Source organism: Prosthecobacter sp., assembly GCF_014879935.1.
Classification (GTDB): domain Bacteria; phylum Verrucomicrobiota; class Verrucomicrobiia; order Verrucomicrobiales; family Verrucomicrobiaceae; genus Prosthecobacter.
In genome coordinates this window covers 1-25,027 of the sequence record NZ_JACSRD010000212.1, presented here as the reverse complement: position 1 = coordinate 25,027, position 25,027 = coordinate 1, and the positions used below count along the sequence as shown (strand labels likewise).

The window sequence follows — 25,027 nt, the reverse complement described above, 5'->3', positions numbered from 1 at the left end:
CTCCCCGCAATACCTGGAGGGCTTGTGCAAACAGGTTCCTGATTTGTTCCGCTTTGGCTTCAAGGTCACGGACACCATCACCATCAATGGCAGTGCTGAGTAAATCATTCCCATTTTGAAATCCTTGTAGAATTTTCTGAAAGGGGAGCCCTTTTGAATAATTCACTCTCATTCTGAATGACGCCTGAGATGCGCACGGCTTCCAGCAGGCAAAGTCAGCGAGCGGATTTTCCAGCTAAGGCCGGTCATCATCAGCACTACCGTCGATCATTTCTGTTTTTCAAAAGCCAACGTTCTCATCTGCTTTAGAAGAGCCATGAGCCCCGATAAGAAGGTAGAAATGTTTATGTTTCCCACCGACAGTGAAGGCTGCAAAGTCGATAGGGAATAATATCTCTTCCGATCACCCTCATTTTCGGCCTCAAATGCGGCAATTTCGATTATTTTCTTCGCAACGGATTCGAGGATCAAAAGAGCGGCGCGGTTAGCCGATTGAACTCAGTCACTCTCGTTCCAATCGTCCATCGGGGGACCTCCTGTTTTGTCCTTCCGCCAGTCGGCCTGTTTGTCACTCAGCTCAAAACTGTAGAACCCCAATTCTTGCGTATCGAAATCACATCCCGGTATTGCCAGTCTGGTTGGAATCGGGCCTTCCTCCAGGCCAAAAAGTGCTCCTCCGTCGATGTGTTTGGTGGCATATAGCAACCGGTAGAAGTCAGATTCACTTAAGACCGTGTATCTTCTCACCCTACCGGTGAAGGGTGTCCATTTCGCGATGACGCGACGAACAAGGCGCTGCCGTTGGTGCATCGAACACGCTGCTTCTTCCAGATCCGGCAGGTTCATCACATCCTCGTAATGATACCAAGTGGACCCACCATCAATGATGGCCCGCAGACGCGATTTGAAGAAGGGCAGGAACACGAAGCGTGGCTCTTCCAAGTTGATAGTAGGCGGACGATTACTTCTACGCTTGAGAGATGAAGATGTGGAACAGGAGGTGGTTTTCTGTTTTGGTTTTTGGGGTGTTGTTGTTTTCATTTTGATGTGAAGGAGGGTGGTAGGGGCACTGAATAGGCAGCTAGTTCGTCCACTTCGTGCTTCGTGACGAAGTGGGTGTGTCCGCGTGTGGGAGTTCGTTGAATTCGTTCAACTCGCGATTCTGTGTGGAACATAGGTTCGTAGAATTCGTCACATTGGAGGGGCGCTTCCGTAGAACCACCGTTCCTCAGTGGCCCCCGTCCGAGTCGCCACACGGCTTTTACGGATCAAATTAAATTCGACCAACTTTTGCAGCGCCTCATGCAAATCATGAGCGGAGAGGTTTCGTGTGAATACAGTGTCCGAGATCTCGGTTCTACTCATCCCATCTTCCCCAGCGTTTCGGAGTGCGGCCAGGATCTTGTCAGCATTTTTGTCTCCAGTGCGATTCCCGAACAGCCATCGAGCTGTGTCCTCGCAATACTTCCATACAGCCATGGCTGCCTGATGGTGAACAGGTAGGATCACCTTCGATCGGTCGAGCACAGCGAAAAGGGCCGAGAGTCGCATGACCTGAGCCTCAGCTCGACCAGTAATGCTGCCCACCATGCCTGGTTTGCCCTCTGAAAGCTGGATGTAGTCAGCGTGCCAAAGCTCGCGTGTGACCTCGGCCCGAGTGATCTCCCCAACGGTTTGCGCAAAGTCGATCACACTCCGAAGGCAATTGATCACCCGGCTGAAATCGACCGTATCAACAGCCCCTCCCTCAGGTAGTATCTTGCTGCGCTTTGCGGCAACCCAAAGGAAGCGGTTGGCGAAGCCGTTGGCCATCTCCGTTTTTCCTAGTGAATGGAGCAATTCCTCTTTTGTAATGTGCCCGATGATAGTGATGTGAGGGGCGGTGCTTCTTGTGCTGTTATTCTTCACCAGGGTGTTTAAGTTACCTCCATCCCAAGCTTGACGGATAACGGCAGAAAGCGTGTTGCCTTCTCGGCCCATGACCTTCAGGGCGCTCACCAGTTCTCCTTCGATAACCAGCAGCCGTTTGTCTTCGATTCCGGGGTCCTTGATCACTTCCTCCGTATCACCCGGTCTTGCAGATGGCCCCTTTGCCGCCTTTTGCTCAACGACCGGATCTCGCACGGCATAGATAAGTCCTTCTCCAGAGGACAAACCGTTGGTGATGCATTCATTTTTCCATTTTTCATCCAGAACACCAAAAATGCGGGCGACCTGATTCCATGAAGTCCCTTTTCTCCCTTTGGAAGTTGCCCCCGCGATGGCGATGAAAAGATTCAGATGGTGGCGGGCACCATCAGCACAAATCCAGGCATCACGGCCGACAAGATTGCCCATCGCTGCCAAGAACTGAAGGAGGAGGGCAGCCGGGTCCGCCTCAGTGTGTGGCTCGATCATCTTTACGATCTGGCCAGCAACCCCATGCAAAGCCTCCTCCCGAAGTGGTTGTGGCCAGTCGAGGAGAGGAGGGGACGAATTGGACGAACTAGCGGCTGAACCCTGTTCGTCGCTGTGAGCGGAAGATGACGAAGTGAACGAAGCTGTCGAAGGTCCCCCAGTGCGATCAGCGCCGGGCGACGAACCTGACGAAGCGGTTGAAGCATTTTCGCCACAGCCATCCTCCGGAACATACGAATTTGACGAATTCGTCGTATGGTGATTTGCCCTTTCACATGCCGAGGACGAATTGGACGAGCCCCCGTGGACGAACCCTTGAGGATCGCTTTCGCATGAGGCAGCTCCAGACGAACTGAACGAATTCGGTGGTTCCCGCCCAATGGAGGCTTCGTTATACATCGTTTCCTTCAACTCTTGTCCCATCTGGAAGCTGGTGACTTCTTGAGTTCCCACGAGTTCCCGTAATGCCTCGCTCGGAAGTCTGATGGGCCTTTGGTTGTCTCCTTTCGCATCGATATAAATGAGGCGCTGTGCTCTACCAGTCTCAGATGTGTACCCCGGCATACGCACGGGTTGTGACGGTCGCCACGCGGCTGGATCACATTTGAGCACGGGAAGAATTACCTCCAGTTCTTGGCGGACATCGTCCGGGGGCATCTCAAAATGGCCGTGGATGGATTTGTTTCCGGAGTCAACAACGGCTCGAAGTTTGAGCCCTACAGCGTCGCGAAGCCAGAGCATTATCGCCACGCTCAGCTCTTTATTACGCATTTTATCGTCATCCGTAAGAGCCTCCTTGGCTGCAAGTTTTTTGGCTACGGCTTCATCAATAGCGTCACACTCGACGACAAAGAACCCCCTCTTGGCAATTTGATCGTTACTCCGCGTGAAAGTTCCTGGTTGGAACGTGGAGGTGCAAACATATGGCCCGAGATTGTCTCCAACGTGTTCCTCCCACTCAGCGAGTGTGTGCCAGTGATTTGCATGATGACGAGTGCCGGAATCAGTTTTTTCGCCAATCCATATGACTGCCTCTTTGCCATAGACCTTTCGAAGCAGTCTGAGGTAGGAAAGCACTTCGATGGGTGGAAATTCCCGGAAAAGCCGCCTTTGAGCAATCAACCCATGGATGGTGCATGCATGATTCTTCAGAATGATTGGCAGCGCCTCGGAAGCCAGTTTCCCGAGTTCGTGCTCATGGCCCTTGATGCGCGGGGAATTGGTCGTGGTTGCGGGCGGAGTGGCAGAGACGCTTCGGACGGGATTCGCATTCATCGCGTCACGGAGCCGACGGCTCGCATCGGCAACTTCGCTGGAGCAACTGGAATGCAGGCAGTGAACTGTGGGCGTACCATCAATGTGAACGCGGAAGTCTCGCTGACCATCAGGTGTCGTGTGCTTCACTTTTCCTGGGCATTCGCCGTAGCCAGTGATTTCATCGAGCCAGTGGATTCGCCCCAGAACCTCTTCCGCTACCTCCTTCGGATCTCGAAGGTATGTGTTCGTGTGTGGGCTGTTGGTTGATTCAGCGTCGTTTTGTTCGGACGGTGATTGAATGTGGGCGTGGTTGTGATAACTTGTGTTCATTGTCGTAATGATTTGGGGGCGCGTTTCTGCTTGCCGGCGGGCGCGCCCCTTTTGTTTGTTATTGGGCGGAAGTGGTTGGGGTGGATTCTGGGGCCGGCTCTGAATCGACAGCCTCCGTGGTCCCTTGGGCGTGCAAATGGTCGAGGAGGCTTTGCAGGTGGATGAGCCGTATGCCCCGACTGGCACCTCGCCGTCGCAAGACTACGGACTTAACGGGTGCCCTAGCCGGAAGGATCAGTTCGCAAAGCGCCGACCGCGAAAGGCCTGTCCACGGACAGCGAGTCCCGGACTTCGGGAGTCGCACGAAGGCAGGAAAAATTTGCGCGTTTGAAAGTGAGAGCTTTGAGGCAACGTTATGATCCGAGAGTTGAGCAGGAATGATCGTCTCGCGATGACAGTTTAAATCGGTGATTTTCTGAAACATGGCTGTCATCATGTCCGGATCACCTCTCAAAACACGGGACTCCACTGCTCTGCAAAAAAGTCCCGTGGCCCTGTTTTCCCTTTGTATTCAGCGATCTACCGCCGCATCACTCGATGCATTTTTTCTTTTTTGTTCAACACGCACCCGGTAACCTCGTGGGGAGGGAGGAGCCTTGTCGGGTATAGAATCGAATTCGCGCCGTGCAGCTCGGTACTCTGCTGACTCCTCGCCATAGTGCTTACTGCTCTCGTCCACTTTCTTCAAGGCGACATCGCACGCCTCATTCAGCTTCTGAATTTTCTCGTCCGCGTGCTTCCCCGGGGGATGAAATGAGAATGGGTATTCCTTTCCATGAAGGGGGGCGAAGGCATTGCCTTTCACCAAGTATTTCTCAATGATCTTCTCGTCCGAACACACCACCTGCTTGATTGGAGTAGATGTGGCGCGTCTAAAGTGATCAGTGCTTGTTGGCAGCAACCCCGAGCTCTTGAGCCGCTTTTCAACTGCGGATTCGGTCATGGGCGTAGCACGGTCAAGCGATCTACAAGCCTGGTAGATGGCCGGTCTTTCCATCAGCCAAAGCGGACAGTCAGGGTTTGTCCAATTGGCGGCCATTACCCATGTTAGATCATCAGCCCCCAGCCGCTGCTCCCGCCTTTCGGCATTATTGAAATCCTCAGCCAGCTCCTGCAAAAACCTGGAGCCTCGATTTACAATGCCATCATGCAGGTACTCCGCCACCTCGTCGTCTCCGAACAGAATACTGGGATCCTCGATCAACAGAGCCCGGAGAAGTGCCTTTTTGCTGCTGCCGTTCTCATGCTCCAAGAACCTCATCACTTGCCTCCAGACAGTGTCGAAAAGTATGCCGCGAGCAGAGCCTCGGGCCTTCATATATTGATCCTCAATGTCATCGACCCCATTGGTCTTCAATATTCCGATAATATCTTCCTGGATGGACTCAGGATGTCGTATTGAACACCTGTTGTTGAACAGCGCAGACTCAGCGTGGCGCATCAGGACGGCGAAGGTTGTATCTTGACACGGGGGGCGAACTTGAAGCTCTTCTTCTCGATCATCCACAAACAATTGCCTGAAGTAGACAAAGTTTTTCTCGGCGGTGCTTATATCCGGTGAAGTGGACGGGCTGGCATCCTGCACGGGCTTCTTGGCTTTCGTCCTCGAACGCTTAGAACTTGTTCTTGGCTTTTTGGCCGCCATCGTTTTTTTCATGGTAGATTTCATTCAAAGAGCATTCGCTGAATGGTTTACCTCGTCACATCAGGCAGTGCATTCGCCGCCTTCTTCAATGCCTCGCTGCCGACGTGGGTGTAGTGCTCGGACATTTGTTCACTGTCATGGCCGATCAACTCCTGGACCACGGCATGGGGGACACCGGCTTCTTTGAGCAAGGTGACAGCGGTATGACGTAGGCTGTGGAAAGACAACTGGGCACCGGTCTTGGCCCCAGTGCGACCTTCCTTTTCCTTCTTGTGACTCACCTTGTCACGCAGTCCAGCACCCGCGAGCAGGTTGGCGAACTGGTTGCTCAGTGTGCTCGTCTTATAGTTCTTGTTTAAGGTGGCGGCTGCACGGGGGTGGATGGGGCCATCAGCTTTATCTTTTCCACGTATTGATTTGAGGTTCGAGAGCAGGGGGGCGGCAACGGGGATGATCATGCGTCGTCCTGTCTTGGCGGTCTCGAAACGCATTTCCGCCTTCTCAAGATTAACCTGTTCCCAAGTAAAGGCGGCGACATCAGAGAGTCGTTGCCCCGTGTAGAGCGCGAACAGGATCATCGAACGCCATTCGTCGTCGGCCTTCGCCAGGACACGGCGAATCTCGTCCTCAGTGAAGGGGCGGCGCTCATAACCACCTTTCTTTTTTACCCGCTCCACAAACTCGGCTGGATTCTCTGCGATCAGAGCGTCCCTCCTTGCCATCTTGAACATCATCCTGGCGCACTTAATGTGATGGTTGGTGCTCGTGGAAGACAGAGTTGAAGCGAGAGACTTTCTGTAGCCGATCAAATCTCCTCGGGTGACCAATGAGATCTCTTGGTCAGCTCGCTCTCCGAGGAAATCCAGAAACTTCGTGCTGGAGGCGTCGTAGAAGTGCATGGTAGCAGGCTTCGTTTCGTCCTTCTTCTCTGCCAGCCAGTTTTTCACATGCTCCCGGACGGTCACAGACTTCAGCTCCCCTCCAGTGATCTCCCGGTGCAGATCCTGGAGGACCGTGCGCACCTGGCTAAAGGTCCGACGCTTTCGGGCGGCCTCCTCAAATTGCTCGGCCAGCTTTTCGGCCTTCCTGCGGTTCGTCTCTTTGGTGGAACGCTTTTTTCGCCTCCCATCAAGGTCTGTGAAACACGCCGTCCAGAAGGGCGAGTTGGGATGTTTCCAGACAGAGGCCATGATCAAAGAAAAGTAAGAACCAGAGTAAGAACATCCGGCCTCATTTCGGGATGTCCAGCGAAATCCAAAATCTGCGCTCTTCCTTGTAAATCAAGGGTTTCAGACGTTCACAAACATCCCCAAACAACCCCTTGGTGAAGCGCGGGTTCAATTCCCGCCCTCGCCTCCACTCCCAACCCAACACGTCGTCAGCCATGAGCGAAGATCCCGACGAAAACGCGAGGAGGGGACTGCCGACGCATGTTCCCACGCCCGAGACGGAGTCCGACAGCAGCCCGGCCATCGGGGCCACGCTGTCCTTCATCAGCCTGATCATGCTGGCGCTCATCCTCCGCCTGGCGGTGCCAAAGGAGGACAGCGCCGTGGAGCTCGGCGTGCTTCTGGTGGCCATCGGCTTCGCCCAGATCTGGCTGATCTTCAATTTCCTGAAGTCGTTCCGGAAGTAAGCACGTCTTCGCGGACGAAACGGTGCCTCCATGCCGTACTCTGCGCATGTTCCTGTCTCCGCGCTCGATTCCCGTTCTCATCCTCGCCGTTCTGACCGGCTGCGGCTTTGGCAAAGAGCCGTTCAAACCGAATCTCGGTCCTGATCTGCCCTCCATCACCGTTTCGTGCGGTGATGTGACCCTGCTGCTGCGTCAGGCCACGCAGTGGACACCAGGGCGCATTGATTTTCGCGGTTCGCCGATGACCACGGAGCGCAGCGCCTATGGCACGGTGTTTTCGTTCCCCGATTGTGGCTTCATCGGCACCGCGCATCTCGAAAACGAGCCGGAGCCGCTGAAGTCGGTCGCCTTCATCCTCGACGGCCAGCCGGTGGAAAAACCGGCCGCCATGCTGAAGGGCGGCACTTTTCGCTTTGAGCGGCAGTCACGCATTCGCGGCTTCGATCTGAGCTGCGTGACCGAGATCGAAGACAACCGCGTCCATGAGACGACCACCGTCCATGCCGACGAGGCGGTGCCACTGAAGCTGGTGTATCATTTCATGCATGCCTGGGCACCCACGGTTTCCGCATTCATGGCCGGAACCGATGCCGATCCGGGCAAAACACTCTCCGGCCCGCTCCATGACGGCGATGACACCGCACGGAAGTTTTTCATCAACCAACGCGTCGATTGGATGGCCGTGTATGAGCCGAAGAGCGGCCAGTTCGCCGTCTCGCGGCTGCTTTCCGCGCCTGAGCAGGGCGGACACATCGCGATGATCTGGAACGTGCCGGGCAGCTACCGGAAGTTTTACCTGCGGTGTTTCAACAACGCCACCGTGCCCGCCGGATTCACCGGCACATGGCGCATGGTGACCGGCTTTGGTGCCAGCACTCCGGAGCAGTGGGAGACGGCCGCCAGGGCGCTCGCGAAACAACTACTCGCAGCGCCGTGACCGGAGCTCACTTCGCTTTCTTCTTCGCTTTTCGCGCTGGCGCAGGAGGCGCGGGCAAATCGTCGGACGGTTGATTCGAGAATCGCCAGGGATCATTCAGGCGGCGCATTTCGGAGAGCAGCAGCGCCTGCATCTCCGCCAGCTTTGCGGCGTGGGCCGGGTTGCTCGCCAGATTGGTGAGCATGGGGCCGGTTTTGCCGTGTTCGGGCAGAAATTCGTCCGGATTCTCCGCCAGATTGAAGAGCTGCGTGGTCTTGGCGCTGCCGTCGGCGGATTCATACTGGATGAGCTTCCAATCGCCCTGCTTCACACAACGCATGCCGGGCTTCGCACCGCCTGCATAGGTGCCGTAAAGCACATCGCGCGTCGTTTTCTTCTCGCCGTTGAGCACCGGCTTGAAACTGATGCCTTCGTTGGTCTCAGGCGCGGCGATGCCTGCCAGATCGCAGAATGTCGAGAGCACGTCGAGCAGGTAGATGTTTCCTTCCACACGTGAACCGGCGGCGATGCCGGGGCCTTTGACGATGAACGGCACGCGCCAGGTGTGCTGGTAGAGGTTTTGTTTGCCCATCAAACCGTGGCGGCCGATGGAGATGCCGTGATCGGCGGTGTAGAAGATGTAGGTGTTGTCGAGTTCGCCCATGGCTTCGAGCTTCTTCAGCACACGACCGATCTGGATGTCGATGTTCTCGCTGCAGGCATACTCGCGGCCGATTTCGTTGCGGATGCTGGCTTCGTCGCGGTTCTGCCACACGCCGCTGACGGCCACCTCGTCACGTACTTTCAGCTCGGTGTTGTCGAACGGATGCTTTCCCAGGTAGTTCACCGGGAGCGGGGGTTGTTTGGAGTGCAATGAAGGAGGATGGGACTCATCGGTGTGATTGGTCGCACCGTATTTGGCCAGCAACTCCGGTTTGCCGTCGCGGGTGTCGTGTGGGTGTGAGAATCCGAAGTAGATGAGGAAAGGCTTCGTGTCCTTCGTGCCCTCACGGTCATTCAGGTAGTTCATCACCTGCTCCGCATGCCAGGCGCTGCCGCTTTCGTCCGTGCCGCCGCGTTTCGACGCGTCATGACGCACGGTGAAGAGCTTGTTCGCGGCTTCGTAGCTGTTGCCCTGTTTGCACGTGCGCATGGTGGCATAACCAGCACGATTGAAGACCGCGGGAATGGTGTTCTGCTCCAGGTTCGGCGGGCTGGTCTTTGCGGCCCACGGCGACACCGGCAGGTGCCACACGGTGCGTCCGCTCATGATCATGTGCCGCGACGGCGTGCAGACCGCGCCCATCGACGCACCCATGTGATAAGCACCGTCAAAAACCATCCCCTGTGCGGCCAGCTTGTCCAGATTCGGCGTTTCCAGCGTGGACAGCGGGTTGTACATCTTCAAATCAAACGGCGACTGGTCATCGACGAGGATAAAGAGGATGTTCGGGCGCCGCTCCGCGGCGAATGACGAAACCAGAATGACGAATGACGAAAGGATGAGGCAAAGCGGTCGCATGGCTGGCTGGGAACGCCTGCAGTGCGGACACATTTCAGGCGATGAAGTGCAAGATTAGCATCCCTGCCTGGTTGATGTTTGATTCCCCTCCCATGCGTTTTCTTCTCGCCGTCCTTGTTTCGTCATTCTGCATTCTGCATTCGTCATTCGCTGCCACGCAGCGCCCGAACATCATCGTGATCATGGCGGATGACCTGGGCTACGGCGATCTGGGCTGCTACGGGGCGAAGGCGGTGCAGACGCCGAACATTGACCGCCTGGCCGCTGAGGGCGTGCGTTTCACCAGTGGTTACTGCTCCGCGGCGACCTGCACGCCGACGCGGTTCTCCTTCATCACCGGAACCTACGCCTTCCGTCAAAAAGGCACTGGTGTGGCCCCGCCCAATGGCCCTGCCCTGATCAAACCGGGCACCGCCACGATCTCATCACTGCTGAAGCAGGCGGGCTATGCCACGGCGGTGATTGGCAAGTGGCATCTCGGCCTCGGTGATCCGAAACCTGATTGGAACGGCGACCTGAAGCCGGGACCGCTCGAAATCGGCTTTGATCACTGCTTCCTGCTGCCCACGACGAACGACCGCGTGCCGCAGGTCTATGTGAACGACCACCGTGTGCAGAACCTCGATGCCAAGGACCCGCTCTGGGTCGGCGACAAGGCACCGGATGAAAACCACCCGACAGGCATCACGCATCGCAGCACGTTGCGCATGGACTGGACCCACGGACACAACCAGACGATCCACAACGGCATCGGCCGCATCGGCTTCTACACAGGCGGCACCGCCGCACGTTTCCGCGATGAGGACCTGGGCGACGCCTGGATCAAGGAATCGAACCAGTGGATCGAGTCCCACAAAGACCAGCCTTTCTTCCTCTTCTTCGCCAGCCACGACATTCACGTGCCGCGCATGCCGCATGAGCGTTTCCAGGGCAAAACACCTCTCGGCTTCCGTGGGGATGCCGTCGTGGAGTTCGATTGGAGCGTGGGCGAGATCATGAAGACGCTCGACAGGCTCCATCTCGCCGAAAACACGCTGATCGTGCTGTGCTCCGACAACGGACCGGTGCTGGACGACGGCTACAAAGACGGCGCGGTGGAAAAACTCGGTGATCACAAGCCCGCCGGACCGTTCAGCGGCGGCAAATACAGCGTGTTCGAAGGCGGCACCCGCACGCCGTTCATCACGCGCTGGAAAGGCCGCGTGAAGCCCGGCGTGTCCGATGAAATCGTCTGCACCATCGACCTCGCCGCCAGTTTCGCCGCGCTCAACGGCGTCTCACTGCCGGAGAATGCCTGCCGCGACAGCTTCAACGTCCTCCCGGCCCTCCTCGGCGAAAGCGGCGCGAAGGGCCGCGATCATCTGCTGCAGCAGGACAACAACGGCACCAACTTCGGCCTCCGCGCCGGGGACTGGAAGCTCGTGCGCATGAAAGCGAAGGGCAAATCGCAGGCCATCGTGACAAAGAAAGTCACTCCGCTGCCCACCTCACAGCATGCGCTTTATCATCTGGCCGATGATCCTGGCGAAGAGCACGACTTGAGCGCGAAGAACCCCGAAAAGACCCAGGAAATGATCGCGAAGCTCGACGCGCTGATCGCAGCAGAACGGTCGCGTTGACGCATCTTGATTGCGCCGCGTGGGAGGGGCGTCGGAAGTCAGTTCACACGTTCCACTTTCACGCGGATGAACGAAGTGGCGTGCGCGGGGGCGGTCGCCTTTGGCCGAACCGTCACGGATTCAGTTCCGTCAGCATTGTCCAGCGGGGCGCCGACGTTTTCGAGGTAGGCCGGGCCTGAGTGCCATTGGACCAGGTCATGACTGATCTCGGTGGTGTAGCGAATGCCATCCACTTCGTAGCCGTTCACCGGATCACCGCTGCCGCTGCCTTGCCTTCTCCGGAAGGTGTATTCACAGTTGCCGTTCGAAACCCGGGTGGATTCGAAAAGAGGTGGCCGGTTGTCCCGCTGCAAGGGATCCAGACCTCCGGCAAACTCCAGGAGATTGAAGATGCCGTCTCCATCGGCATCCACCATGTCCCCCGCCAGGGGATTGTCCCCACCGTCTTCCAGGCCCGCGAACGTCTGGTCGCGCCAGAAGTCCACTGGATCACCGACCCGCATGGTGACTTGCTTGGAGGACGTGCCGTAGGAGTTCGTCGCCGAGACCGAGACATTGAAATCACCTGTTTGCGTCGGTGTGCCGAAGATGCTGCCGCTCGTCGCATTCAGGCTCAAACCTGCAGGCAGTCCACTGGCCCCATAAGTGGAAATGGACCCGCCCCAGGCGGTGATCGTCGAGAGAAACGGCACTCCCAGATACGCGCGATAGACGTTTGGCACCGCGAGTGTGGGCAGGGGAAGAACGCTCAGGTTGTTCGGCAGAATGCTGCGCCCCAAATCATTCACCGGGATGAAGACGGCGTTTCCACCTCCGGCCAGCACCGCATTCGGAGCATGGATGACCGTGGGGGCGGTAAAGGCACCCGTCAGGTCAACGTAGCTGCCGTTCTCAGCAAAGATGACTGAAGGAGCACTGCCCCGAAACAGGAGAGCTGCGCCCGCTTCAACATACCAGACACTCCCGCCGTTGGACGGGGTGTTGACGGTTCCGGCGCGGGCGACGCGCATGGCATTGTCCCGGCCCACCACGGAGGCGCCTCCCGCACCATCGACGAGGAGGGGCATGCCGGAAGAAGAGAGGCTGGACGAGTCGGGTGTGACCACACGCAGGGACGCGGCAGAGCTCTGAAGCACCGTGCCTTGCACGCCTGACCAGAAGTCACTGACGAAATAGACGCGGTTGACGGTCTGCAGACCGGTTCCCGTCAGGAGAAACTCCGCCAACCGCGTCGTCGTCGCTGGCATTTGGGTCACCTGAGGCAATGCGCTCCCGACGGCGAGGAGCAGGATCGAGGTCGAGGTGCCGTGAATGTTTTGAATCTGGACCGGGACCTTCCACACGCCGGGGGAGGCGATGGAACCTGTCAGCCGGCCATAGTTGCTGAGAGTGACGCCGGGAGGCAGGTTGCTGGCAGAGAATCCAGTTGGAGTGTGGCTGGCAGTGATCTGATGGTCGATCGCCTGTCCAGCGACGACATCGAGGCGGCCTGCGCTGGTCATCCGTGCCCGTGGTGCGTTGCTGATGGCCATGCCAACGGTCTTTTCGCCGGTGTGCCCTGCGCTGTCGCGAAGGGTGATCTTGACTTGGTAATCTCCAGCGACTTCGGGAACCCCGCCGATGAAAGCCCCTCCGGGCGCTTGCACCCAGGCCAGTTTCAATCCGGGAGGCAATCCCGTCGCTTGATAGCTCGTGATGGAGAAATTCTGCGTCACGATCTCGTAGTGAAAGAAGTCACCGACGTTGCCTGCCTGGTCGCCTGAGTAAACCTGAGGAAGCCGATAGACGTTGAGAAGCGGATCAGTCACCCGGTTGAGGCTCAGCGATGTCATTTCCACCACCTGTGTCCGCGGTTGAACCACTCCCGTCACGGTGGCGGTACCACTTTTGAAGACCGCCTTGACTGGAAACTGGTCGATCAAGTCCAGGTGCGCCCCTTCCTCAAGGAACACAGCATTATTGAATCCGAATCTTCCAGATGACAGGGTGCCGCCAGAACGGACATAGAAAAACTCCTTGTAGGCCGTGCCGCTGATTTCGACGGCCTGGCCCGATTCAACCACGACACCTTTGCCGTTTGGCAGGGCCATGCAGCTGCAACCTTCCCCCTTGAGGATGATTGGAGATCCTGACGTCCCCTGAAAGTTCAAATCCGGCAGTTGGACCCGCAGCTCCGTCTCGGAGACGATGGTAAACGCCGAAGCGGCCACAGGATCGAACGCCTCATTCACAAAATAGACCCCGCGCACCAGATCGAAGCCGGTGCCCTGCACCGTGACCCAGGTGTCATTGGCAGCCGAGTCTGGATCGTAGGACGCGATCGACAGCGGAACCTCATCAACGTAAACGCTGAATGCCCTGCTGGCGGTTCCAAACGAGTTGGTCGCCGAAATGGTGACGGCAAAGAAGCCGCTCGCGGTCGGGGTGCCTGAGACCACGCCAGTGGTGGGATGGATCGACAGACCGGGCGGCAGGCCGGTGGCGGTGAAGGTCGCCGGTCCATTGTAGATCTCCACCTGAAAGCTCAGCGATGCCGTGGAATTGGCTTCGATCCGGGTCGAGCCATGCATGACCGGGATCGGAGTGCCGGTGACCGTGAGCGTGTAAACAAACACGGTTGAACCGGCGGGGTTGGTCACTGTGATCGGGATCGAATAGACACCCGGCGTGCTGGGATAACCCGACAACTTGCCGGTGACGGCATCGAGCGCCAGACCATGCGGGAGAGACGTCGCGGCGAACGTCGGCTGCGGGTAAGGCCGGCTCATCAGCAACTGGTATTCAAACCGATCTCCCACCGCGGCCGTTCCGGAACTGGCACTGACGATCAAGGGCACCTGCCGCACTTCAAGGAGGGTCGGCAGCTTGGTCACGCGGATGTCTTTCACCACGCGGAAGTCACCATGACCAATCGCGGTGACTCCGACATTCTGAAGAACAATCGCATCTTCCGCATGAAACACCTGGTTGCTGTTGCTGAGGGTGGAATAGCTCAGGTCGAGAAATCCTCCTGATCGCACGAAGAACGTGTTCACACTGCCGCCCATGGCCCGGGCCGATCCACCTTCCTCGACCACCACCCGATTGGCAAAACCATCGCCGATCCACGCCCCGCCCCTCTTCACAACGAAATGCGCATCTGATGCATGTCCCGCATCATGACCTGCGGTGACATCGATGGTGTTCGTCGGAAAGACCACGGCGAGACCTTGATCAGACTCCACGATGAGATTGCATTTTTGGGAGGAGTTCTGCAGCACGTAGGGAACGGTCACGCGCAGCTCCGAGTCAGACACGACCTGGAAAGCCTCCGCGTCGATCCATTCATGGTTGTTGTGTGAAAAATAGACGCCCCGTGTGCTCTGAAACCCAACGCCGTGGATCGTGATGATCTCGTGGGGATTGATCGTCGTGGGTGTGAAGGAAATGATCCGGGTCGGCCCGAGCACGATCTCCAAGGTGGCCGCCAGTGTGTCCGAACCGCCCGCGTTGGACGCGCCGATGGTCAGCGGGAAGGTCCCTTGCGCACTGGCGAGTCCGGTCACCCGTCCGGAGGCACCGTCCAGCACCAGCCCGGAAGGCAGACCATCCACCGTGAACTGAGTGGGTTGGTTTGAGGCGCTGAATTGGAAATCAACCGGCTCGCCAACCTCGAACGAAAGAGTTCCCACGGGGGCCAGCACGGGTGGATTTGGGAGAATGTGAACCGTGAGGTCCCGCGACCCTGTTCCGCCTGCACCGGTGGCAGTCAGTGTGACCGGGTAGCTCCCCACCTGGCCGACCGTGCCCCGCATCTCCCCCGTGGCCACATTCAGCGTCAGGCCGGCTGGCAGTCCGCTCGCTCCATAGCTGTGCGCTTCCGGTTCTGAGGTGACTTGGTAGGCGATCTGTTCATTGACGTGCGCGGTGATCGTCGCCCCGCTCGTGATCACCGGTGCGGGCGGCAGGATCGTCACGTTCACCACCGCCGAGCCTTCACCCCCGAGGTTGCTTGCCTTGACCACCACGGCAAAGCTGCCGCTTGCCGTCGGCGTGCCGGAGACCAGTCCACTGCCGCTGTTCACGCTCAAGCCATCCGGCAGTCCTTCCGCTGCGAAACCTGTCGGCACGTTGCTCGCTGCGATGGTGTAGCTGAAAACGTGTCCCACCTGTCCGGAGGCGGTTCCCGGGCTGGTGATCACCGGAGCGTCTGGAGGATGAATCACCAACGCCAGAGTCTCGCTGTCGCTGCCACTTTCGTTCGTCGCCGTGATGGCCGCTCCGAAGGTGCCGACCTCCGTCGGCGTCCCGGAAATCACACCACTGCCCGGGTTGATGACCAGGCCTGCGGGCAGGCTGGCAGCCCCGAAACTGGATGGCTTGTGAGTTGCTGTGATCTGATAGTTGAATGCCTTGCCGTACTTCCCGCTGATGCTCAAAGGACTGGTGATTTCCGGCGGTGGCCGTGGCAAGATCGTCAGCATCACCGCCAGGGTTCCGGTGCCTCCTGTTCCGGTCGCTGAGAGGCTCAGAGGGTAGCTTCCCACCTGCTCCACGTGGCCGCTGATCTCGCCGCTCATGCCATTGAGCGTCAGGCCCGCGGGCAGTCCGCTCGCCCCGTAGCTTTGGGCTTCCGGCTCGGATGTGATCTGATAACGAATCGCCTCATCCACGCGGGCGCTGATCGTCGTCCCGCTTGTGATCACTGGTGCTGGCGGCAGGATCGTCAGATTCACCACGGCCGAGCCTTCGCCGCCGAGGTTGCTCGCCTTGACCAGCACGGCAAAAGTCCCGCTCGTTGTCGGCGTGCCTGAGATCGATCCGGTGCCGGCATTCACGGTCAGGCCTGCGGGCAGTCCATCTGCACCGAACGCCGTTGGATTGTTGCTGGCCGTGATCCCGTAGCTGAAATTTTGCCCGACCTGTCCCGCTGCCGTGCCTGGGCTGGTGATCCTCGGGACGTCCGGCGGGTTGATCACCATCGCCAGAGTCTTGCTGCCACTGCCGCTCTCATTGGTCGCCGTGATCGTCACCGCGAAGGTTCCCACCTCCGTCGGCGTCCCAGAAATCAGCCCGCTGGCCGTGTTGACGGCCAGACCGGCGGGAAGACCGCTCGCGCCAAAGCTCGTCGGCGCGTGATTGGCGGTGATCTGGTAGCTGAATGCGGTCGCATAACTCCCGCTGATGCTCGTCGGGCTGGTGATCTCGGGTAGGGGCCTCGGTTGGATCGTCACTGTCATCCCCAGTGATCCCGTGCCTCCTGCTCCCGTGGCCGTGACGGTCACAACATAGGTTCCCTCCTGCTCGACGACACCGCTGATCTCACCGCTCGTCCCATTCAGCGTCAGCCCCGTCGGCAATCCGCTGGCTCCATAGGTGTCCGTGGCTGGTTGGGACGTGATTTGATAGCGAAGGGCCTCACCCGCTCGGGCGGTGACGGCCGCCGGACTCGTGACCACCGGCACAGGAGGCAGGATCGTCATGCTCACCACCGCCGAGCCTTCGCCGCCGGGATTGTTCGCTTTTACGAGGACGGCAAAACTCCCGCTGGCGGTCGGCACTCCGGAGACGAGCCCGCTTGTCGCATTGACCGCCAGGCCTGCCGGCAGTCCGCTGGCCGCAAACCCCGTGGGGTTGTTCGTCGCCGTGATCTGGTAGCTGAAGGCCTCTCCCACCCGTCCAGAGGCGCTCAGTCCACTCGTGATTTCAGGGGCATTCGGCGGGTTGATGAGCAATTGCAGGATCTCACTGTCGCTCCCGCTTTCATTGCTGGCGGTGATCGTCACCGCAAAGCTTCCCGCGACCGCCGGTGTCCCCGAAATCAGCCCGTTTCCCGTGTTGACGGACAGACCGGACGGCAGCCCGCTGGCACCGTAGTTGGTCGGTGAGTTCGTTGCCGTGATCTGGTAGCTGAATGCGGTCGCGTACCTGCCGGTCATGCTCAATGGGCTCGTGATCTCCGGCGGCGGCCGTGGCGAAATGGTCAGGGTCAGCACCTTGCTGTCGGTGCCGCCCGCGTTGGTGGCGCTGAGTCCGACGGGATAAACACCCGCCGTCAATGGAGCGCCGCTGATGACTCCCGTGCTTTGATCGAACATCAATCCCGCCGGCAAGCCGGTGGCTCCAAACGAGGTGGCCGGCGGAGAAGCCGTGATTTGATAAGTCAGAGCAGAGCCGACAACCCCGGCTTTCACCAACGACGACGTGATGTGGGGCGGTTCGATCGCAACCGTCAGCTGCAATGTCGAGGTGCCGGCACCCGCCGCATTTCCTGCCGCGAGCGCCACGTGGCTCACGCCCAGCACGGTCGCCACGCCGGAGATTTTTCCCGTCGCACGGTCGATCTTCAGCCCTTGTGGCAGACCTGTGGCCTCAAACCAGACGGGTGAGTGATCTGCTGCCACTTGGAACTGAAACCCGACTCCTGCATAGGCCACCACCGAGCTGGCGCTGGTGATGACGGGCGGCTCCGTGTTGTAGCCTTCGATCAAGCTGCGAGCATCCAGCCGTGCGCCAGACGCCACCTTCCCGGCCAGGCTGCCAACCCGGCTCGCAGAATTCATCAGATGGGTTTTCACCTCGGCAGGAGTCAAACTGGCATCCCGGCCGAAAAGCAGGGCACAGGCACCGCTGACGTGGGGTGTGGCCATCGATGTTCCGCTCAGGTAGCGATAGCTCGATGACGGTGACGTGCTGTAGATGGAAACCCCTGGCGCCGCGATGTCCACTGTCGTCGCACCATGGTTGGAGAATGACGCCAATCTGTCATCTCGATCCGTCGCGGCCACGGAGATGATGTTGGGCAGGTTGTAGGACGCGGGGTAGGAGGGAAACTTGTCCGTGTCCAGACCGTCGTTTCCTGCCGCCGCCACGAAAACGGACCCGCTGTTCTGGATCGCCGTGAAAAGGGCGCTGGAATAACCGCCGCCGCCCCACGAGTTTGATGTGAACTTCGCCCCGTTTTGAGTGGCGTAGTTCACCGCGGCGACAGCATCCGAGGTGTAACCGTCGCCACTGCTGCTGAGGAATTTCAGGGCCATCAGCTTGACTCTCCAGGCCACCCCAACAACGCCGACACCGTTGTCTCCCGCCGCGCCGATCGTTCCCGCCACGTGAGTGCCGTGGTAGTGGTCATCCATCGGGTTCCCGTCACCGTTGTAGAAGTCGTAGCCGTGCACGTCATCGACATAGCCGTTCCCGTCATCATCGACCCCGTTGCCTGCAATCTCTCCCGCGTTGGTCCAGATGTTCGCCGCCAGATCAGGGTGGGCATAGTCGATGCCGGTGTCGATGATGCCCACCACCACCGAACTCGCATCCGTCGCCAGATCCCACGCTTCTGGGGCATCAATGTCGCCCTCGCTCCCCGGGGGCGGTGAGGTGTTGTTCATGCCCCACAGGGCGCTGTAACCGGGATCATTCGGTGCCCGGTCATGCGTGACCACAAAATCGGGCTCTGCGTGGCTGATCGTCCCATCCAAGGGGCGCAACCGGGCCCTGATGCGGTCCAGCGTGTCCTTGTCAGGCTGGCTTTCTCCTTCAGAACTCACCAGATAAACCCGTCCCGGTGCCACCGTCTTCCGCAGCACGAGCCCCGTGGCGCTTAATCGTTTCTGCAGCACCTCGGGCGGCGTCTGTTCCCCCATGGAAACGATCAGGTGGTCTGCCACCATGGCCACCACCGGTCCGCCATCTCCCCTCCGCTCGATCCGGACAAACGGATACTTGGATTTCGTCTTTTGGATCTCCACCGTGGTCCCCGGTGGCAGTGAGCTCGTCGCTGGCGACGACGCAATCGCTGGCGACGATCCGTTTCTCCCGGCGACGGCCCCAGGAGGAGCACTTTGAGAGCTGGCCTGTCCCTTTGCCGTGTCACCCACCTTATCCACTGGGTTCGCCAATCGGCTTTGCGCCTGGTCTGCCTTTTCCTCCGCACCCTTCGATGAAGACGAACCCTGACGCCCCATCGTCACGAAAACGAGAATCCCAAGCCCCAGGGCAAAGAGAAGCCAGAGGCCGGCATGCCGTGACGTCCGCATGGCTACTGCCCCCCGGCTTTGATCCAGACACCACTCCCTGCACGCCAGTCGTCATGTCTATGGGCATTCATTTCCGGCAGGTTCTAACGAAGTCTCCTCCATTTGGCAATGTTCAAATATGAGCCGAACCAGGCTCCGAAGCGCCCTTGTTTCAGGTCTCTGGGGACGGCAGCACCATCGTGCTGCCGGGCAACAGCCCCGCACCCGCCCGATTTCGCCGTTTCGCGTCACCGCGGCTGTTTGTCTTCCGCAAGCCCATACGAGCGCATCCACCACGCCAGCCGCTCTTCGTCGGAAGGCTGGGACTTTTTCAGCCGGATGTTCCACGTGCGCTCGTAATCTGCCCTCTTTGAGCGGCGGATCTGCGGCAGCGGCGGTTCGGTGGAGGGATCGCCATTCGCCCCGCGATCAGCGCTGCTGCGCACCCATTTGTCCAGCGCCGTGCGCAGTTCGTTCAGCGTGGCGCTCTTGTCCGCGTGGGCGGAGACGTCGTGCAGGCCCTGCGGGTCTGTTTGAAGGTCATAGAGCTCCCACTCCGGCCGCGTCGGCGTCAGCCACGTCTGCTGAAAGCTGTCGAGCTTCTGTTGCTTCTGCAGCACCCGCAGCAGCGGCAGCCCTGGATAGCTGGCCTCCTTGTAGCTCGACCAGTTCAGCCTGGAACGTTCCGGCTGGTAGTTGTGCACGAACCAGGAATCCGCCGTGATGACGGCACGGATGCGATCCATCGCCTCGCCACAACGGTCACGCGCGGCGAAAAGCCGGTCGCGTTCCGGAAAATCGCCGCTGAGAACCGGCCGGCCCTCCATCCACGCGGGGACGGGCAGCCCGGCGAGTGTCAAAACAGACGGGGCCAGGTCGATGAGGCTCACGAGTCGCTCCTCGACGCTGTTCGCGGCGATTTGCGGCCCGCGGATGATCAGCGGCACCTGCAAGCCCTCGACGCTGAGCCATTGCTTGCCCCAGGGCATCGGACGGCCGTGATCGGCGAAGAAGATGACGATGGTGTTGTCCATCACGCCCTCCGCCTTGAGCTGATCGATGATCGCTCCCACACGACGGTCCACGACCTCGACACTGCGATGGTAGGCATACCAGTCGCGACGCATCAGGGGATGATCGGGATAGTTCGGCGGGATGTCGATCGTGCGCAGCTTTTCCTCGTCGAACTCCTCCGGAATGGGAAACGGGCGATGCGGCTCCGTGATCTGAAACTGCGCGAAGAAGGGCTGCCCGGGCTTCCGCTTCCGCCAGTCGTCGCCATCAAACATCGTCAGCGGATTGTGCTCGAAGTTGTAATGCGTTTTCGCCTTTTTGATCACCCGGCCGTTGCGTTCCGAGCCTGGAGCGGCCGCGTTGGTGACAAACCAGCCGGCCTCACGCAGGATCGTCGGCAGCGGCTTGTACGGCCGCGGCAGCGGCTGCGGATTCTCCACATCGTGCGGATGCAGTCCGGTGGTGGTTTGATAGCAGCCGAGGATGAACGCCGAGCGCGAGGAACTGCACACCGGCGCGGAGGAATACGCCCGCGTGTAGCGCCGCCCCTCGGACGCGAGGCGGTCGAGATTCGGCGTGCTCACGTCCTTCAAACCATAGGCGCCCGTGTCCGGGGACATGTCATCGGCGATGATCCAGACCACATTCGGTGGCTCGGCCAGAAGTGCTGCTTGGAAGAGGAGAAGAACTGGGAGGAGGCGCGACATGAGAGGCGTACGGCTACTTCTTCGGCGCGGTTTCCCTGAACTTCGTCATCAGTTCCTGGAACTTCTTGTTCAGTTCCCGGTATTCGGGGCTTTTGCGATCATGCTTCGCACGCTCGGCTGCAATCGCTTTGATCTGCGTGGCCATCGCGCGGCGGTCCTCGGTGGCTTTCAGCGCGGTGGTGTCCACCTTGACCTCCACATCGTCCCAGTCGTCCGTGCGGAACACGGAGGCGGGCAGGCCGTCGCTGTTCACCAGATTCGAGCCCTCGGGATTCGACGCCCACGCATAGCGCACGGCCACGGGTTGCTTCACTTCGGCGCTGCTCACGATCACGGCGTCCATGCCGTCGATCTTGGCATCCGCCCACTTCCACTTCTTGTCGGCTCCGGCGATCTCAAAGCGCTTCAACGGCCCGCCATCGCGTGATTTGAGGCCTTCTCCGGCTTGATCGAAGGTCACACGGATCGCGCCGTCTTTCACCTCGCTCGATTTGAACAGCGGCCCGGAATAGATCATGTCCCGGCCGTAATCCTTCGCCAGAGCCCAGCGCGCGAGACGCTCGCCGGGATCCTGCTTGTTCTTCGGGTGGATGTCGTTCGCCTCGCCGACGTCGTTGATGATCGCCATGCCGGTCTTCGGCGTGGTGCCGAGCACCAGGCGCATGCGATCCTGCACCAGCGGCCACGGGTCCGGCGTGCCGGGCTCGGTCGATGGGACGCGATAGTTCGCGAGCTGCATGAAGTAGAACGAGAAGTCGTCCGCCCAGCGTTTGCGCCAGTCGTTGATCATGAGCGGCAGCGTCAGGTCGTAAGGCACCGCGCCAGCCTTCGCATTGCCCTCCCCCTGATACCAGATCGCTCCGCGCATCGTGTAGCCCGCGAACGGATGAATCATCGCGGCGAAAAGCACGCCTGGCTTGCCTTCGGTCAGCAGCGGACGCTTCGGCACGTCCGGCTTCTTCGGCAGACGTTTGCGATCCTCGGCCGGTTTGCCCTTGGCGGCGGCCATCATCGCCTTCCATTGCTCCAGCTTGGCCGTGTAAGCCGCGTCCGCCTTCGCCTGGTCGTAGCTCGACTCGTCCGTCATCATCGCATCCACGAGCGCCTTGGTGCCCGGCAGCGTGTTCAGCGCCTCTCGACTCGTGAAAGTCTCCACCGGCTTGCCACCCCAGGCGGATTTGATCACGCCGACGGGAATGCCGAGCTCCAGATGCAGCTTCCGCGCGAAGAAAAAGGCCACGGCTGAAAATCCCGGCACCGTTTCAGGCGTGGAGGCCTGCCACTGGCCATCGATGTCGTCCTGATCGCTCTCCGCCGTCACCAGCGGCGCGTTGAACATGCGCAGCGCCGGATGATCCGACTTCTTGATGAGGTCTTCATACGCAGGAACGCGGTTCATCGTGAAATACATGTTCGATTGACCCGACGCGAACCACACCTCGCCCACCAGCACGTCCTGAATCTCGATCTTGTCCGCTCCGGCCGAGATCGTCAGCACCGCGCCCTTCGCATCGGCCGCGCCTGTTTCGATTTGAGCCTTCCATTTCCCATCCGCGCCCGCCTTGGCCGTCGCCGACTTGCCTTTGAAGGAAACCGTCACCTCCGTGCCCGCATCCGCCTTGCCCCAGATCGCCGCGGCACGCTCTCGCTGGAGCACCATGTGATCGGAGAAGAAGTGCGGCACGTTCAGCTTCGCGAGAAGCAGCGACGGCGTGAGAAAGAGGAGTGAGAGGATGTGTTTCATGGTAAACAGGTGCTTCAAAGGGGCTCGAAGACTGGAAGCGGTCGGTGGTCTCAAACAAACAACCCGCCCAGCGTGCCGGTGCTCACGTTGTTAAAGCTCGACATCTCAGCGCCGAACTGCTGCGCCAGTGTGAGATGCAGATTCGCCAGCGGCGTGCCTTTGTCGAAAGACGCATGCTGGCCGGTTTTCACGCGTCCCTGGCCTTTGCCAAGCAACACCAGCGGCAGGTCCTCTTTGATGTGGCCGTTGCCGTCCTTCATCTCGCTGCCGTAGAGCACCACGCTGTTGTCGAGCAGCGAGCCGTTGCCCTCGTCGATGCCGTTCATCTTCGAAACGAGGTAATGCACCTGCTGCGCATACCAGCGGCTCACCGTCGTGTACTCGGCCACCAGCGCCTCCTGGTTCTTGTGATGGCTCATGCCGTGGTGATCATTCTTCACGCCATCGAGGAAGGTGAAATTCTGCCGCGAGAAGCCATGCGCGCTCATGAAGGTGGCCACACGCGTCGTGTCCGTCTGCAAGGCGAGCACCAGCAGGTCGAGCATCAGCTTCATGTGCTGGTCCTTGCTCATCGGGATGCCCGCTGGCGGCCGTTTCATGTCCGGCGGCGTCAGCGGTGTCCATTCCGGCGCGGGCGGATTCATCGTGCGCTCGATTTGCTGCTCCACGCCGCGCACGCCTTCGAGATACTCGTCGATCTTCTCCTTGTCGCGACCGCTGGCGATCTTTTGCAGCGCCTTCGCATCCTCCAATACGAGATCCACCACGCTGCGACGGTTCTCCGCAGCCCGTCGGGCCTCCGGCGATGAAGGATCGCGGAAAAGCCGGTCAAAAGCCGCGCGTGGACTGATCTCCGGCGAGATGCGCTGCGTGGCGCTGCTCCACGAAACCGTGTTCGCCAACGCGATCGGATCATCGGCCGCCATGCCCTGACGCGGTGGCTCCGTGCCGAGCTCGATGCTCGCAAACCGCGTCCGCTGGCCAATCTGCCGCGCGATCACCTGATCCACCGAAATGCCGTTCACGCCATTCTCGATGGCCGTGCCCGTCAAGAACGCGCCCGTGAGCTTCACATGCCCTTTGCCCACGCTGTCGATCCCGCTCAGCACGACCATGTCGTTCTTGAATTCCGCCAGCGGCTCCAAAATCGGCGACAGCGCAAAGTCACGCCCCGTGCCGGAAACATTCCAAGCCTTCGGAAACACGCCGTTTGGCTGGAAAAAGGTCACAAAACGCCGTGGTGGCAGCTTTTGAGCCGCCCGCGCCCTCGGTGTCATGATTTCCAACCACGGCAAAGCCAGCGTGGCTCCGATTCCACGAAGAAGAGTGCGGCGTTCAATGCGAGGGGACATGCGGGCGGGGTAACGACTGCGCGGACAGTGAGCTTGCAGCTCTTCCTCGGCGCAGCCTCACTTCGGCCCTGACTTCAGCATCATCACGGCGCACACCAGCCCGGCCAGCGTGATGAGAGCCCCAAGACCCAGCAGGAGTTGGAAGGGCAGGATCGCGAAATGAGTCACCCGCGCGGTCCGAGGCTCTTCCGGCAGGCAGGTGACCTTCGCTTTGCCGGTGGTGGCGGCCGTCTTGTAGTCGCTGCCATCCACCGGGAATTCCGCAGTGATCGCCGGAACACCGGGCGCATACTCCACCGTCACGTAGAAGGCCTGCCCGCCTTTCGATAGCGTCTGTGTGCGCTGGCTCACGACGCGCCCCTCCACCGCCACGCCGCGTTCATCGAGCCGGCGGGAGGTCCGCACCTCCATCCACGCATAGGCCGAAAGCCAGAGGCCGCCTCCGAGCAGCAAACAGGTGATCAGAAGGGCTTTGAGGCGTGGGAATGGCATGAGAGATGGAAAAAAACAGACCAATGTCCCCCGTGCAACCGCTTCGGCCAGTTGAATTGTGCGCGGCGACAGGCGGGCCGCACTTCCGCTGGGAATCGGTGCGATCCAGGCTCGCGGTGCATGACACCGGCCTTGAACGGCCGGCCGAAGACCCGCACCCAAACTTTTCCTAGCCTTCGGCTCGGCATTTGCGCTAGCCTCCGGCTGAATTTTCGTTCACGCGCCATGAGTTCGTCGTCCTCCGGTTCCAAACCCAGCACCGGCTGGCAGCCGCCCTCTCTCGAAGAGATGCAGGCCATGCTGCCGCTGTATCATTTTGAGAAACTCCTCGGCCGCGGCGGCATGGGCGCGGTTTACAAGGCCTGTCTCTTATACACATCTGACGCTGCCGACGACGGA

The 25,027-nt window shown here is 59.7% G+C and carries 15 protein-coding genes; 4 read left to right on the top strand and 11 right to left on the bottom strand.

From position 1 onward, the window contains the following. Positions 1-498 precede the first annotated feature (498 nt). Positions 499-1,041, bottom strand: a complete 543-nt coding sequence (locus tag IAE77_RS24160; RefSeq protein ID WP_294232258.1) for a hypothetical protein — start codon at positions 1,039-1,041, stop codon at positions 499-501. 150 nt (positions 1,042-1,191) lie between these two features. Beyond that, positions 1,192-2,397 (bottom strand): hypothetical protein, encoded by a 1,206-nt coding sequence (locus IAE77_RS24155; RefSeq protein ID WP_294232256.1) that lies wholly within the window; start codon positions 2,395-2,397, stop codon positions 1,192-1,194. Between the two features lie 633 nt (positions 2,398-3,030). On the opposite strand from IAE77_RS24155, the gene IAE77_RS24150 reads away from it, so the two are divergent. Then, positions 3,031-3,921: a hypothetical protein gene (locus IAE77_RS24150; RefSeq protein ID WP_294232254.1), complete on the top strand. Its 891-nt coding sequence runs from the start codon at positions 3,031-3,033 to the stop codon at positions 3,919-3,921. A gap of 574 nt (positions 3,922-4,495) precedes the next feature. On the opposite strand, the gene IAE77_RS24145 is transcribed toward IAE77_RS24150, so the two are convergent. From IAE77_RS24145 to IAE77_RS24135, 3 genes are read right to left on the bottom strand one after another with little or no spacing between them, the layout of a single operon-like run. Further along, positions 4,496-5,641 (bottom strand): hypothetical protein, encoded by a 1,146-nt coding sequence (locus tag IAE77_RS24145; RefSeq protein WP_294232252.1) that lies wholly within the window; start codon positions 5,639-5,641, stop codon positions 4,496-4,498. Positions 5,642-5,676: 35 nt separating this feature from the next. Continuing rightward, positions 5,677-6,819, bottom strand: coding sequence for a site-specific integrase (locus tag IAE77_RS24140; RefSeq protein WP_294232250.1), 1,143 nt, complete (start codon positions 6,817-6,819; stop codon positions 5,677-5,679). A gap of 40 nt (positions 6,820-6,859) precedes the next feature. Further along, positions 6,860-7,015 carry a hypothetical protein gene (locus tag IAE77_RS24135; protein ID WP_294232248.1) on the bottom strand — a complete coding sequence of 52 codons (156 nt, stop codon included), beginning with the start codon at positions 7,013-7,015 and terminating at the stop codon, positions 6,860-6,862. Between IAE77_RS24135 and IAE77_RS24130 the strand changes: the two genes are divergently transcribed. Both IAE77_RS24130 and IAE77_RS24125 read left to right on the top strand, forming a co-directional pair. After that, entirely contained in the window at positions 7,014-7,265 is a 252-nt protein-coding gene (locus IAE77_RS24130) for a hypothetical protein (protein ID WP_294232246.1), read from the top strand. The genes IAE77_RS24135 and IAE77_RS24130 overlap by 2 nt on opposite strands. Positions 7,266-7,311: 46 nt before the next feature. Further along, the gene (locus IAE77_RS24125) at positions 7,312-8,202 is read left to right on the top strand and encodes a hypothetical protein (protein WP_294232244.1); all 891 of its coding nucleotides are present in this window, start codon (positions 7,312-7,314) and stop codon (positions 8,200-8,202) included. Between the two features lie 7 nt (positions 8,203-8,209). Here IAE77_RS24125 and IAE77_RS24120 read toward each other — a convergent pair whose 3' ends face one another. Beyond that, complete coding sequence (locus tag IAE77_RS24120) at positions 8,210-9,703, bottom strand: sulfatase-like hydrolase/transferase (protein WP_294232242.1); 1,494 nt, start codon at positions 9,701-9,703, stop codon at positions 8,210-8,212. Positions 9,704-9,795: 92 nt separating this feature from the next. Between IAE77_RS24120 and IAE77_RS24115 the strand changes: the two genes are divergently transcribed. Then, the gene (locus IAE77_RS24115) at positions 9,796-11,322 is read left to right on the top strand and encodes an arylsulfatase (RefSeq protein WP_294232240.1); all 1,527 of its coding nucleotides are present in this window, start codon (positions 9,796-9,798) and stop codon (positions 11,320-11,322) included. Between the two features lie 38 nt (positions 11,323-11,360). Here IAE77_RS24115 and IAE77_RS24110 read toward each other — a convergent pair whose 3' ends face one another. From IAE77_RS24110 to IAE77_RS24090, 5 genes are all read right to left on the bottom strand, one after another. Beyond that, entirely contained in the window at positions 11,361-18,974 is a 7,614-nt protein-coding gene (locus tag IAE77_RS24110) for a putative Ig domain-containing protein (RefSeq protein ID WP_294232238.1), read from the bottom strand. A gap of 593 nt (positions 18,975-19,567) precedes the next feature. Beyond that, positions 19,568-21,040 carry a sulfatase gene (locus IAE77_RS24105; protein ID WP_294232236.1) on the bottom strand — a complete coding sequence of 491 codons (1,473 nt, stop codon included), beginning with the start codon at positions 21,038-21,040 and terminating at the stop codon, positions 19,568-19,570. Positions 21,041-21,053: 13 nt separating this feature from the next. Beyond that, positions 21,054-22,784: a hypothetical protein gene (locus IAE77_RS24100; RefSeq protein ID WP_294232234.1), complete on the bottom strand. Its 1,731-nt coding sequence runs from the start codon at positions 22,782-22,784 to the stop codon at positions 21,054-21,056. A 50-nt stretch (positions 22,785-22,834) separates the two neighbouring features. Then, entirely contained in the window at positions 22,835-24,136 is a 1,302-nt protein-coding gene (locus IAE77_RS24095; protein ID WP_294232232.1) for a DUF1552 domain-containing protein, read from the bottom strand. 57 nt (positions 24,137-24,193) lie between these two features. Continuing rightward, positions 24,194-24,628 carry a DUF3592 domain-containing protein gene (locus IAE77_RS24090; RefSeq protein WP_294232230.1) on the bottom strand — a complete coding sequence of 145 codons (435 nt, stop codon included), beginning with the start codon at positions 24,626-24,628 and terminating at the stop codon, positions 24,194-24,196. Positions 24,629-25,027 lie beyond the last annotated feature (399 nt).

Coding starts and splice junctions, on each gene's coding strand:
- IAE77_RS24095 (WP_294232232.1), bottom strand. CDS start 24,136: ATGTCCCCTCGCATTGAACGCCGCACTCTTCTTCGTGGAATCGGAGCC.
- IAE77_RS24105 (WP_294232236.1), bottom strand. CDS start 21,040: ATGTCGCGCCTCCTCCCAGTTCTTCTCCTCTTCCAAGCAGCACTTCTG.
- IAE77_RS24135 (WP_294232248.1), bottom strand. CDS start 7,015: ATGGCTGACGACGTGTTGGGTTGGGAGTGGAGGCGAGGGCGGGAATTG.
- IAE77_RS24120 (WP_294232242.1), bottom strand. CDS start 9,703: ATGCGACCGCTTTGCCTCATCCTTTCGTCATTCGTCATTCTGGTTTCG.
- IAE77_RS24155 (WP_294232256.1), bottom strand. CDS start 2,397: ATGATCGAGCCACACACTGAGGCGGACCCGGCTGCCCTCCTCCTTCAG.
- IAE77_RS24115 (WP_294232240.1), top strand. CDS start 9,796: ATGCGTTTTCTTCTCGCCGTCCTTGTTTCGTCATTCTGCATTCTGCAT.
- IAE77_RS24100 (WP_294232234.1), bottom strand. CDS start 22,784: ATGAAACACATCCTCTCACTCCTCTTTCTCACGCCGTCGCTGCTTCTC.
- IAE77_RS24125 (WP_294232244.1), top strand. CDS start 7,312: ATGTTCCTGTCTCCGCGCTCGATTCCCGTTCTCATCCTCGCCGTTCTG.
- IAE77_RS24160 (WP_294232258.1), bottom strand. CDS start 1,041: ATGAAAACAACAACACCCCAAAAACCAAAACAGAAAACCACCTCCTGT.
- IAE77_RS24090 (WP_294232230.1), bottom strand. CDS start 24,628: ATGCCATTCCCACGCCTCAAAGCCCTTCTGATCACCTGTTTGCTGCTC.
- IAE77_RS24110 (WP_294232238.1), bottom strand. CDS start 18,974: ATGGTGGCAGACCACCTGATCGTTTCCATGGGGGAACAGACGCCGCCC.
- IAE77_RS24145 (WP_294232252.1), bottom strand. CDS start 5,641: ATGAAAAAAACGATGGCGGCCAAAAAGCCAAGAACAAGTTCTAAGCGT.
- IAE77_RS24140 (WP_294232250.1), bottom strand. CDS start 6,819: ATGGCCTCTGTCTGGAAACATCCCAACTCGCCCTTCTGGACGGCGTGT.
- IAE77_RS24130 (WP_294232246.1), top strand. CDS start 7,014: ATGAGCGAAGATCCCGACGAAAACGCGAGGAGGGGACTGCCGACGCAT.